This is a genomic window from Niastella yeongjuensis (assembly GCF_900110245.1).
GTDB lineage: Bacteria > Bacteroidota > Bacteroidia > Chitinophagales > Chitinophagaceae > Niastella > Niastella yeongjuensis.
Genome location: NZ_FOCZ01000010.1, coordinates 101476 through 114886 on the forward strand (window position 1 = coordinate 101476; position 13411 = coordinate 114886).

Here is a 13411-nt window from a genome sequence, read left to right on the forward strand (position 1 = left end):
ACTATGGCAGAAATAAACAAATATTCAAAGACACTTACGCAGGACGAAACACAACCTGCCGCCCAGGCCATGTTATACGGCATTGGCTTAACCGATGAAGATCTGAAAAAAGCACAGGTAGGTATAGCCAGCATGGGTTACGATGGCAACACCTGTAACATGCACCTGAACGACCTGGCTAAAATTGTAAAAGAAGGTGTTTGGGCAAATGACCTCGTAGGGTTGATCTTTAATACCATTGGGGTGAGTGATGGTATGTCGAACGGAACTGATGGTATGCGCTATTCACTGGTTAGCCGCGACGTAATTGCCGACTCCATTGAAGCAGTTTGTGGCGCACAATATTATGACGCTGTAATTACCATTCCTGGTTGCGATAAAAATATGCCGGGTTCATTAATGGCCATGGGCCGGTTGAACCGTCCCGCCATCATGGTATATGGTGGAACCATTGCACCCGGTCACTATAAAGGACAAGACCTGAATATCGTTTCTTCCTTTGAAGCATTGGGTCAAAAGATAGCCGGTCAGTTGAGTGATGCAGATTTCAAAGGCATTGTAATGAATAGTTGTCCGGGTGCTGGCGCCTGTGGCGGTATGTACACGGCCAATACCATGGCATCGGCCATTGAAGCATTGGGAATGAGCCTGCCTTATTCATCTTCGAATCCGGCGCTCAGTGAAGAAAAAAGAAAAGAGTGTTATGATGCGGGTAAAGCCATCCGCCTGTTGATGGAAAAAGATATCAAGCCAAAGGATATCATGACCCGCAAAGCTTTCGAAAACGCCATCACCACCATTATGATCCTCGGTGGAAGTACCAACGCTGTACTGCACCTGATCGCCATCGCCAAGAGCGTAGACATTCCCCTCACACAAGACGACTTCCAGACCATCAGCAATAAGATCCCCATGCTGGCCGACTTTAAACCCAGCGGCAAGTATTTGATGCAGGACCTGCACGAGCATGGTGGTTTGCCTTCAGTAATGAAATACCTGTTGCAAAAAGGGTTGCTGCATGGCGACTGTTTAACCGTAACTGGTAAAACACTGGCGGAGAACCTGGCCGGCGTTCCTGATCTCGACTTCAACAAACAAAAAATCATTCTCCCGTTAGAAACTCCGATAAAAGCTACCGGTCACTTACAAATTCTGTATGGTAACCTGGCCGAAAACGGTAGTGTAGCCAAGATCACCGGTAAAGAAGGCGAACGTTTTGAAGGACCCGCCCGCGTATTCGATGGCGAGTTTGAACTGATTGCCGGTATTCAAAGTAAAAAGGTACAACCTGGCGACGTAGTGGTGATCCGTTACGTAGGTCCCAAAGGCGGACCTGGTATGCCCGAGATGCTGAAACCAACATCGGCCCTGATCGGTGCCGGTTTAGGTAAAAGCGTAGCCCTTATCACCGATGGCCGTTTCAGTGGCGGTACCCACGGTTTTGTAGTAGGACACATTACGCCCGAAGCATTTGATGGCGGTGGGCTTGCCTACCTGAAAGATGGTGACATCATTGAACTGGATGCCGTGAAGAATACCATCAATGCAAAGGTTGATGCCGACGAATGGGCAAAACGCAAAACGGCCTGGAAGCAACCAGCGTTAAAGGTAACAAAGGGACTTTTGTATAAATATGCGAAGCAGGTAAAAGATGCTTCTGAAGGATGTGTAACTGATGAAGCGGAATAAACGATGCCGCTCCATCTCACAAAAAAAGAAATGGAACTAAACGACAATTGAATCACAAAAAAAAGTTTATGAGTACAATCGAAAAGGCACCTGCCAAAGGAAAGACGGAAAAGAAACCAGCAGTAAAAAATATCAGCGGTTCGGTCGCAGTGTTGGAAGCATTCCTGGAAGAGGGTGTCAGTACCATCTTTGGGTACCCAGGTGGCGCCATTATGCCTATCTATGATGCGCTGTACGATTACCAGGAAAAACTTCATCATATACTGGTGCGTCATGAACAGGGGGCTACCCATGCTGCCCAGGGTTATGCGCGCTCATCCGGCGAGGTCGGTGTCGTATTTGCCACCAGTGGTCCTGGCGCTACCAACCTGGTAACAGGTTTGGCAGATGCAATGATCGATAGTACGCCATTGGTGTGTGTAACTGGTCAGGTGTTTGCGCACCTGCTGGGTACAGATGCCTTTCAGGAAACTGATGTGATCAATATTACCACACCGGTAACCAAATGGAATTACCAGGTAACAGATGCTACCGAAATTCCAGCCGTACTGGCAAAAGCGTTCTACATTGCCCGCAGCGGACGTCCCGGCCCGGTGTTGATCGATATTACCAAGAACGCGCAAATACAAAAATTCGATTACGAAGGTTATACCAAATGTGATCACGTACGCAGCTACCGCCCTGCACCAATCGTACGTAAAGAATACGTGGCTGAAGCCGCCAAACTGATCAACGAAGCGCAAAAACCATTTGTGATCTTTGGTCAGGGTGTAATCCTGGGTAAAGCTGAGCAGGAGTTTATAAAATTCATTGAGAAAGCAGGTATCCCTACCGCCTGGACCGTTATGGGTTTGAGCGCTATCCCTTCAGACCATCCGTTGAACGTAGGTATGCTGGGTATGCACGGCAACTATGGCCCCAACGTACTCACCAATGAATGTGATGTATTGATCGCGATCGGAATGCGTTTTGATGACCGCGTTACCGGCCGGTTAGACAAATATGCCAAACAGGCAAAAGTGATTCACCTGGATATTGATCCGGCGGAGGTTGACAAGAATGTAAAAACAACTGTTCCGGTTTGGGGCGACTGTAAAGAAACCCTGCCCATGTTGACCGCACTGGTAGAACAAAAAGTATATCCGCAATGGTTGCAGAAGTTCAAGGATATGATGAAAGAGGAAGAAGAAGCCTGCATCAACCCTGAGTTGAATCCTACTACCGAAGCAATGACCATGGGTGAGGTAATAAAAACCCTGAATGAGCTCACAGGTGGCGATGCCATTATTGTAACCGACGTAGGCCAGCACCAGATGGTAGCCTGCCGGTATGCGAAATTCACCAATTCAAAAAGCAATATCACTTCCGGTGGATTGGGGACCATGGGCTTTGGCTTACCAGCAGCAATAGGTGCCAAAGTAGGCGCGCCCAAAAGAACTACCGTTGCTATCATTGGCGATGGCGGTTTCCAAATGACCCTGCAGGAATTGGGAACCATTATGCAAACAGAGATCGATGTTAAGATCCTGATCCTGAACAACCAGTTCCTGGGCATGGTACGCCAGTGGCAACAGCTCTTTAATGACAAGCGTTACTCATTCGTAGATATTGCCAGTCCTAATTTTGTAACACTGGCCAGTGCATACAAAATACCAGGACAAAGCATTTCAAAAAGGGAGGACCTGAAAAAAGCATTGAGTGAAATGCTGAATACAAAAGGTGCTTACCTGTTGGAAGTAATGGTAGGGAAGGAAAACAACGTATTCCCGATGGTACCGCAAGGTTGCAGCGTAGCAGAGATCCGTTTAAAATAATTAAAAAGGAAACGAATGGCTATAACAGAAAAAAATACCTGGAACACTTCACTGTACGATAAAAAACATGATTTTGTTTTTAAGTATGGGGAGTACCTGGTACAACAGCTGCTGACCCCACAGGAAGGCGAACGTATTCTGGATATAGGGTGTGGAACCGGTTACTTAACCAGCCTGATCGCCGCTTCAGGCGCTATGGTTACAGGGATGGATAGTTCAATAGATATGATCGCGAAGGCGAGAAATGAATACCCGCACCTGCCATTCAGACTGGCATCGGTAACCGATTTCGACTTCAATGAAACATTCGATGCCTTGTTTTCCAATGCAGTACTGCACTGGGTAACAGAAAAAGAGCAGGCCATTCAATGCATGTACAAGAACCTGAGACCCGGCGGCCGCCTGGTGCTGGAGATGGGTGGAAAAGGGAATGTGCAACTGATCATGCGTGCCTTGAACAATGCGCTGAAAGCTTTCGGATACCCACAGAATGCTGACCGCGAACACGAAATATGGTACTATCCTTCTTTAAGTGAGTATACCGGTCTGTTGGAAAAACAGGGATTCAGGGTTACCTACGCGGCTCATTATAATCGTGAGACTGAATTGAAAGATGCAGCGGATGGTATCAGGGATTGGGTGCAGATGTTTTGTGGTGCATTATTGGAAGGTGTAGATGCGGAAGCAAAAGAGAAGATCCTGGAAAATGCACAGGAAACATTGCGGTTAACCCAGTTCAGAAACCAGAAATGGTATGCAGATTATAAAAGGTTACGCGTAGTAGCCATAAAAGAAAATTAAAGCTCAAATCGAACCCATGCCACGGTTCGAAACCGTGGCACGGGTGATAATAAGTTATATTATGAAACAGGAATTCACCGTAACGGTATATACTGAGAACCAGATTGGGTTGTTGAACCGGATCGCTATCATGTTCTCGCGCCGTAAGATCAATATCGAAAGTTTGAATACCTCTCCTTCAGAAATAGAAGGCATCCACCGCTTTACCATCGTCATCAACGAAGTGGAAGAAGTAGTGAAAAAACTGGCGCGCCAGATTGAAAAACAAGTGGAAGTATTGAAAGCCTATTACAATACCAACGACGAAATTGTATGGCAGGAACTGGCTTTGTACAAAGTGCCTACCGATGAAATTGCTGAAAAAGTAAAAGTAGAACGGTTGTTGCGTGAGTACGGAGCAAGAGCTGTGGTGATCAGAAAAGATTATACAGTGTTTGAAACAACCGGTCAGCGCGAAGAAATCAATAAGCTGATTGCAGTACTGGAACCGTATGGTTTGATTGAATTCGTACGCAGCGCCCGGGTGGCCATCATTAAAGCCAGCAGTGGTTTCCACAGCAAGCTGAAAGAGTTCGAGAAAAAAGAACCCGGTGAAGAAGTAATAGAAAATGAATATTTAGGCAAAGGCGACCAGGTGTTTACCATGTAATTTGAATTGTCCCTTCTAAAATAGAACCAAACAAAAAACCAATAACAATTAATATTCTCAACAATGGCAAAATTAAATTTCGGCGGGGTGGAAGAAAATGTAGTAACTCGTGATGAGTTCCCACTTGCCAAAGCGCAACAGGTATTGAAAAATGAAGTAGTAGCTGTGATCGGCTACGGTGTACAAGGTCCTGGCCAGGCGCTGAACCAGAAAGACAATGGTATCAATGTAATCGTAGGCCAACGGAAAAATTCAAAAACCTGGGATAAAGCGGTGAAAGATGGTTTTGTACCCGGCGAAACATTGTTTGAAATTGAAGAAGCATTACAACGCGGTACTATCATTTGCTACCTGCTGAGCGATGCTGCCCAAATTCAATTGTGGCCTACCGTTAAAAAACATTTAACTGCTGGTAAAGCATTATATTTCTCACACGGTTTTGGTATCACCTTCAACGAGCAAACCGGCATCGTTCCTCCTAAAGATGTAGACGTGTTCCTGGTAGCTCCAAAAGGTTCTGGTACTTCACTGCGCCGTATGTTCCTGCAAGGTCGTGGTTTGAACAGTAGCTACGCTATCTTCCAGGATGCTACTGGTAAAGCCAAAGAAAGAGTAGTTGCCCTGGGTATTGCTGTTGGTAGCGGTTACCTGTTTGAAACTGATTTCAAAAAAGAAGTATACAGCGACTTAACCGGTGAAAGAGGAACCCTGATGGGTGCTATTCAAGGTATCTTCGCTGCTCAATACCAGGTATTGCGTAGTAAAGGTCACACCCCTTCAGAAGCATTCAACGAAACTGTTGAAGAGCTGACCCAGTCACTGATGCCACTGGTTGCAGAAAATGGTATGGATTGGATGTATGCCAACTGTAGCACTACTGCTCAACGCGGTGCATTGGATTGGTGGAAGAAGTTCCGCGATGCAACGTTGCCTGTATTCAACGATTTGTATGAAAGCGTTGCTACCGGTAAAGAATCTCAACGTTCAATCGACAGCAACAGCCAGGCTGATTACCGTGAGAAACTGGAAGCTGAGCTGAAAGAACTGCGTGAAAGCGAAATGTGGCAAGCTGGTAAAACAGTTCGCAGCCTTCGTCCGGAAAATCAAAAACCAGCCGAAGTAGTTGCTTAATAGCATAGTACTGTAAAAGATTAGCCACCGTTCCGAAATTTCTGATAACTAAAACAGCGGAAACAAATTTCGAGTCAAGGACGGTGGCTAATTTTATTTTATCCCTGAACGAAGTAGAAGGACTAATTCAAAGTATGAGCGCATTCACACAAACCAGGCCTGAACTGGAATTTCATAAAGCAGCCTTGCGGTTGAAAAAAGTGGTGAACAAAACACCTCTTATGTACAACCACAACCTGTCGAAGAAATACCAGTGCAATGTATACCTGAAGCGGGAAGATTTGCAGGTAGTACGATCGTACAAACTGCGGGGAGCCTATAACATGATGAGTATGTTGCCTGCCGAGCAGTTACAGCGGGGCGTGGTGTGTGCCAGTGCGGGTAACCATGCACAGGGCTTTGCTTACTCATGCAAAAAGCTCAACGTAAAGGGGGTGGTATTTATGCCTATTATAACACCCAGGCAAAAGGTGAACCAAACCAACATGTTTGGGGAAGATAACATCGAAATTCAACTCATTGGCGATACGTTCGATGATTGTGCCATCGCTGCCAAGCAATTTACCGAGCAGCACGGCATGACCTTCATTCCGCCTTTTGATGATTATCGTATTATTGAAGGACAGGGAACCGTGGCGGTTGAAATACTGGAAGAACAAACCGAGATAGATTATATATTTATACCGGTTGGTGGTGGTGGCTTAAGTGCCGGGGTAGGATCGTACATGAAAACGTATTCACCCAAAACAAAAATTATTGGTTGTGAGCCCGAAGGTGCTCCCTCCATGTTCGAAGCATTGAAAGCCGGTGCACCTGTGTTGTTGAATGAAATAGATCGTTTTGTAGATGGCGCAGCGGTGAAAAGAGTAGGGGACATCACCTTCTCGATTTGTAAAGAAGTGTTGGACGATATGCACCTGGTACCGGAAGGAAAAGCCTGTTCAACCATTTTGAAATTATACAATGAAGATGCGATAGTGGTTGAGCCGGCAGGTGCCTTATCAATTGCAGCGTTAGATGATTATGCTGATGTGATAAAAGGAAAGTCTGTTGTATGCATTATTAGCGGCAGCAACAATGATATCGATAGAATGCAGGAGATAAAAGAAAGAAGCCTGCAGTATGAAGGGTTGAAACATTATTTCCTGGTAAAGTTTGCACAACGACCAGGCGCCCTGAAAGAGTTTGTGAATCATGTACTGGGACCCAATGACGACATTACGCGGTTTGAGTATATGCAAAAAACAAACAAAGAAACCGGTCCTGCATTAGTAGGTGTTGAGTTGAAGAAAAAAGAAGATTACGATATACTGTTGCAAAACATGCAACGTTATAACATAGACTATACAGCGTTAAATAAGAACGATACGCTGTTTGGGTATTTGGTATAAAACATATGTTATCTGTTTAAGTGGTGGTCCCCTCGATTTATCGGGGGGACTTTTTTATGCTTACCAATTACCGCTAATTAAAAAGCCCTCCCGATTACCGGGAAGGCCTTTTGAAAAAAATCCGACGGGTGGTCTTCTTTTACAGGATACTGGATTACGGAAGAATTGCTATCGGTTGCTTATGGATGGTCTTTTCACGGATATTGGGCCGTCAATGATCTGCGGGACGGGACAAAACATATATGCGTCTAATGGGGACAAATAAAATGGATTGTCCTCATAGAACCGGATTGGCTTTTCCTGGATATTGGAACTAACTAATAGGTTAATTAAATGGTACAGGGCAATTGATATTGGATTTCTGTACACATGGTTTTCCCCGGATATTGAAATACTAATAGGGATTAAAACGATACATAGATCGATATTGGATTTACGTAGCCTGGTTTTTCGCGGATATCAGAAATAATAGTGTTAAAAAGTGCACATGGACTGATATTGGATATTATGATCTTGGTCTTCCACGGATAATGGAATACTGGTTCTCCCGATTTATTGGGAGAAAGGATATTCAAATGAAACAAATTATGTTTGATTAACCGTTAAGGCAAAGCATTGTCAGTGACTGGTTATTGATGCATGGTGATGAAAACACAAAGTGAAATGGAATAGCAAAGGTTAATGGCTTTTGCACAACAATGGTTAGAATGAGCGAAGAGTATTTTGGCTGCTGTTGCTGTCTGCGAATATTCGATTTTGCGCTGCAAATTTACACCGTTACAGCACAGCAGACAAATCTGTTTGTATAAACTTTTACACATATAACCGTGCATAACAAACGATTAGTAATAAACACTTAGAACACTGATGAGCGTTAGCTTTCCCGTATAATAACCATTTAACAAGTGTATGATAATAACAGGCAATCAGATTGTGTAGTACTATGTTTTTTAACTACAGGTTTTGTAATAGTTTGTACTACACTTCATTCAACCAGTATGCTACACTGTATCCGGGATGTTAAAATCCATTGGGAAAACAGTTTTATGGGAAAGAATTTCTGCTATAAATTATTAGCGCTGGTTTTTTGGTGTTGGGGGAAGCCGCCTGAACTGTCCTGCTGCATCCTGCCCGTCAGTCTACCCCGCTGGTAAACAATAGAAAGTTATTATTTGTCATGTATGTTGACGCTTTTGTCGCTAAATAGTATTGCAGGGATCATAAAAACTTAATAAGTAGAGATAGTTATTTTGTGAAAAAAATTGCATAAACTCCGGGCAATAAGCAGTTTTTTTCGTAATTTCAATCGCTTGCTTGCTATATAATTAAACGATTTAGAGAGAAACTGACTTTTAATTGAATATTTTTCAAAAAACTATGCATTTTCATGGCAAGTAACCTGGGTTTATACCATCCTTCCTTTGAGCGTGATGCCTGCGGCATTGGATTCGTAGCAAACATTAAGGGGCACAAAAGCCACCAGAACATCAGTGATGCATTAACCATATTGGAAAATATGGAGCATCGGGGTGCCTGCGGCTGTGAAGCTAATACGGGCGATGGTGCCGGTATTATGATCCAAAACCCTCACGAGTTCTTTTTCGACGAGTGCCTGAAGCTGGGCGTTCATTTGCCTGCCTTTGGCCGCTACGGTGTTGGGGTGATATTTTTCCCCCGCGAGATCCGTTTACGTGAAGAGTGCCGCGATATCTTCAATCGCGCCGCCGAGAAATTAGGGCTGGAAATTCTGGTTTACCGAAAGGTACCCGTAAATCCCGATGGCATTGGTCCCTCAGCATTGAGTGTGGAGCCTGAAATGGAACAGGTATTTATCGCCTGTCCTGACCACATCAACAACCCCATTGACTTTGAACGCAAATTATTTGTGCTGCGCAATTACGCCAGCCATACTATAAACAACACGGTTAAGAAAGACGCGATCGGTTTTTATATTGCATCGCTTTCTTACAAAACCGTTATTTACAAAGGACAGTTAACCAGTAACCAGGTTCGTGGTTATTTCAATGATCTTAGCAATAAGAGAATGGTTTCTGCTTTTGGCCTGGTACACTCCCGCTTCGCCACTAACACCTTCCCCAGCTGGAAATTGGCACAGCCTTTTCGCTTCATGGCCCATAACGGGGAAATAAATACGCTGCAAGGTAACCTGAACTGGTTAAAGACCAGCGAACATGGCTTTACTTCACCTTTCTTTACCAATGAAGAAATGGAAATATTGCTGCCGATCGTTTCCGAAGGCCAGAGTGATTCAGCCTGTTTGGATAACATGATCGAGCTGCTGGCACTGACCGGTCGTCCGTTACCACACGTAATGATGATGTTGATCCCGGAAGCATGGGATGGCAACGACCAAATGGATCCGTTGAAAAAAGCATTCTACGAATTCCATGCTTCTATCATGGAACCATGGGATGGTCCCGCTTCTATCTCCTTCACCGATGGAAAGATCATTGGAGCTACCCTCGACAGAAATGGTCTTCGTCCTTCAAGATATTGTGTTACCAACGATGACCGCGTGATCATGGCATCAGAAACAGGTGCATTACCAGTAGATCCCGCTATCATTATAGAAAAAGGGCGCCTGCAACCCGGTAAAATGTTCGTGGTTGATATGGAACAGGGCCGCATCATCAGCGATGAAGAGCTGAAAAATGATATCTGCTCACGCAAACCATATGGCGACTGGTTGAATCAATACAAGATCCGTTTGGAAGAACTGGATGAACCCCGTGTTGCTTTCACCCACCTGTCAGACGCTTCCATTCTGAAATACCAGAAAGCGTTGGGTTATTCAACAGAAGACATCGATGATATCATCACCCCAATGGCTGTTGATGGTAAAGAACCAATCGGTTCAATGGGTACCGATACGCCACTGGCTGTATTGAGCGATCAGCCTCAACACCTATCTTCTTACTTCAAACAATTATTCGCACAGGTTACCAATCCGCCCATTGACCCCATTCGTGAAAGAATGGTAATGAGCCTGGCTACCTTTGTTGGAAATAACGACAACTTATTATTAGAAGATCCCAAACATTGCCATACTGTAGCATTAAAACATCCGATACTCACCAGCACCGAACTGGAAAAGCTGCGCAGTATCGATACCGGTATCTTCCAGGCTAAAACCCTGCAAACGTATTTCAGAGCAGATGGCAAACCCGGTTCATTAAAGAAAGGATTGGACAGACTTTGCCGCTATGCAGAAGACGCCGTGCACGATGGATTTGAAGTGTTGATCCTGTGCGACCGCGCAGTAGATTCTGATCACGCTGCTATTCCTTCCCTGCTGGCAACCGCTGCAGTACACCACTATCTTATCCGCAAAGGTTTGCGTGGTAAAGTAGGTATTGTGGTAGAAGCCGGTGATGTTTGGGAAGTACACCACTTTGCCTGCTTGTTAGGCTTTGGTGCTACCGCCATCAACCCTTACCTGGCGCTGGCAACCATCCGCAACATGAAAGTGAACAACACACTGCAAACAGATCTTACCTGGGACCAACTGCGTAAGAATTATATCAAAGCAGTTTGCGACGGGTTGCTGAAAGTGTTCTCTAAAATGGGTATCTCAACCCTGCAATCATACCAGGGCGCCCAGATCTTTGAGATCCTTGGTTTAAACAAAGACCTCGTAGAAAAATGTTTCACTGGTGCCGTTAGCCGCATTGAAGGTATAGGCCTCGATGAGCTGGCTAAAGAAGCACTGGCCAAACATTGGTTTGCATTCAGCCGTAAAGACATTCCGGTTGATCGTTTACCAGCAGGCGGTGTTTACCAATGGAAACGTAAAGGCGAGTTCCACCTGTTTAACCCAACTACTATCCACCTGTTGCAATACGCAACCCGGATGAACGATTATAATACGTATAAGAAATATGCAAAAGCGGTAAATGATCAGAGTGAGAAAGCTGCCACCCTGCGCAGTATGTTCAAGTTCAAAGTGAACAGACCTTCCATTGCTATCGATGAAGTGGAATCGGCTGAAAGCATTTTGAAACGCTTTGCAACGGGCGCTATGAGCTTTGGTTCTATTTCATGGGAAGCGCACACCACCCTGGCTATTGCCATGAACCGCATAGGGGCAAAAAGCAATACCGGTGAAGGGGGTGAAGACGAAGCCCGTTATACGCCATTGCCAAACGGCGACAGCATGCGCAGTGCTATCAAACAGGTAGCGAGTGCCCGCTTTGGTGTAACCAGTTATTACCTGACTGAAGCCGATGAACTGCAGATCAAAATGGCACAGGGTGCAAAACCCGGTGAAGGTGGTCAGTTACCTGGTCACAAAGTAGATGACTGGATTGGTAAAACCCGTCACTCAACACCAGGTGTAGGTTTGATCTCGCCGCCACCACACCACGATATTTATTCTATCGAGGACCTGGCACAGCTGATCTTTGATCTGAAGAACAGTAACCGCGCCGCACGCATCAACGTGAAGCTGGTTTCAAAAGCAGGTGTAGGTACCATTGCAGCCGGTGTGGCCAAAGCCAAGGCCGATGTAGTGTTGATCTCAGGTTTTGATGGTGGTACAGGTGCTTCACCAATCAGTTCAATAAAACATGCCGGTTTACCATGGGAGTTAGGCCTGGCCGAAACCCATCAGACACTGGTGAAAAATAAATTACGCAGCCGCGTTACGGTACAGGCCGATGGCCAGATGAAAACCGGTCGTGATATTGCCATTGCTACCTTACTGGGGGCAGAAGAGTGGGGCGTTGCAACCGCAGCCCTCGTTGTTGAAGGTTGTATCATGATGCGTAAATGTCACCTGAATACCTGTCCGGTTGGGGTGGCTACACAGGACCCTGAATTACGCAAACGCTTTTCAGGTAACGCCGATCACGTGGTGAACTTCTTCCAGTTCCTGGTACAGGACCTGCGTGAGATCATGGCTGAACTGGGCTTCCGTTCTATCAATGAAATGGTTGGACAGGTTGATTGCCTCGAAATGCGCGAAGGCATCACACACTGGAAAACCAGCAAGCTCGATCTGAGCCCGGTTTTATATAAAGAACCTACTGGTCAATATACTGGTTTATACAAACAGGAAGAACAAGACCATGGCATTGCCGATGTATTGGACTGGAAACTGTTGAAGGCCGCACAACCGGCACTCGACAAACTGGAACGTATTTCAGCTTCCTTCCCGGTTAAGAATACCGACAGAACCATTGGTACAATCTTATCGAACGAGATCTCGAAAAAATATAAGGGCGAAGGATTACCTGATGATACCATTCACTTCAATTTCAATGGTACTGCCGGACAAAGCTTTGGTGCCTTCAATGCAAAAGGGGTAACCCTTGAACTGGAAGGTGATGCCAACGACTATTTTGGTAAAGGATTGAGTGGCGCCAAGCTGATCGTATATCCGCCAAAACAATCCAGCTATGTGCCGGAAGAAAACATCATCATTGGTAACGTAGCTTTCTATGGCGCAACATCTGGTGAAGCCTATATCAGGGGTAAAGCCGGTGAACGTTTTGGTGTTCGTAACTCAGGTGCCGAAGTAGTAGTAGAAGGAGTAGGCGATCACGGTTGTGAATACATGACCGGCGGACGCGTAGTGATCCTCGGCGCCACAGGCCGCAACTTTGCAGCCGGTATGAGTGGTGGTATTGCTTATGTGTACGATGTGAAACAACAATTCGCTACACTTTGCAATAAAGAAATGGTTGACCTCGATCCGCTGACTGCAGAAGATGCACAGGCGCTGAACGATATGATCACCCGCCACTATGCCTATACTGGCAGTGCCGTAGCACGTTTTGTATTGGACGATTTCGAGAACCAACTGAAGAACTTCGTTAAAGTGTTCCCGACAGATTACAAGAAAGCGTTGCAGGAAAAAAGCAAAGTGAAACAAAGTGCCAGAAAGAAGTAAGGCCAACCAAAACAATTAACTAGAA

7 protein-coding genes are annotated in these 13411 nt (G+C 45.3%); all 7 read left to right on the top strand.

Annotated elements, in window-relative coordinates; translation table 11 throughout:
- Window positions 1–3 precede the first annotated feature (3 nt).
- Complete coding sequence (ilvD, locus tag BMX95_RS24355) at window positions 4–1689, top strand: dihydroxy-acid dehydratase (protein ID WP_081197214.1); 1686 nt, start codon at window positions 4–6, stop codon at window positions 1687–1689.
- A gap of 68 nt (window positions 1690–1757) precedes the next feature.
- On the top strand, window positions 1758–3503 hold the full coding sequence (gene ilvB, locus BMX95_RS24360; RefSeq protein ID WP_081197213.1) for a biosynthetic-type acetolactate synthase large subunit: 1746 nt from the start codon (window positions 1758–1760) through the stop codon (window positions 3501–3503).
- Window positions 3504–3518: 15 nt separating this feature from the next.
- Complete coding sequence (locus tag BMX95_RS24365) at window positions 3519–4304, top strand: class I SAM-dependent methyltransferase (protein WP_081197212.1); 786 nt, start codon at window positions 3519–3521, stop codon at window positions 4302–4304.
- A gap of 16 nt (window positions 4305–4320) precedes the next feature.
- On the top strand, window positions 4321–4953 hold the full coding sequence (gene ilvN / locus BMX95_RS24370) for an acetolactate synthase small subunit (RefSeq protein WP_242672965.1): 633 nt from the start codon (window positions 4321–4323) through the stop codon (window positions 4951–4953).
- A 63-nt stretch (window positions 4954–5016) separates the two neighbouring features.
- Window positions 5017–6084: a ketol-acid reductoisomerase gene (ilvC, locus tag BMX95_RS24375; RefSeq protein ID WP_081197211.1), complete on the top strand. Its 1068-nt coding sequence runs from the start codon at window positions 5017–5019 to the stop codon at window positions 6082–6084.
- A 134-nt stretch (window positions 6085–6218) separates the two neighbouring features.
- Window positions 6219–7475, top strand: coding sequence for a threonine ammonia-lyase (gene ilvA / locus BMX95_RS24380; RefSeq protein ID WP_081197210.1), 1257 nt, complete (start codon window positions 6219–6221; stop codon window positions 7473–7475).
- A gap of 1387 nt (window positions 7476–8862) precedes the next feature.
- On the top strand, window positions 8863–13386 hold the full coding sequence (gene gltB, locus BMX95_RS24385; protein ID WP_081197209.1) for a glutamate synthase large subunit: 4524 nt from the start codon (window positions 8863–8865) through the stop codon (window positions 13384–13386).
- Window positions 13387–13411 lie beyond the last annotated feature (25 nt).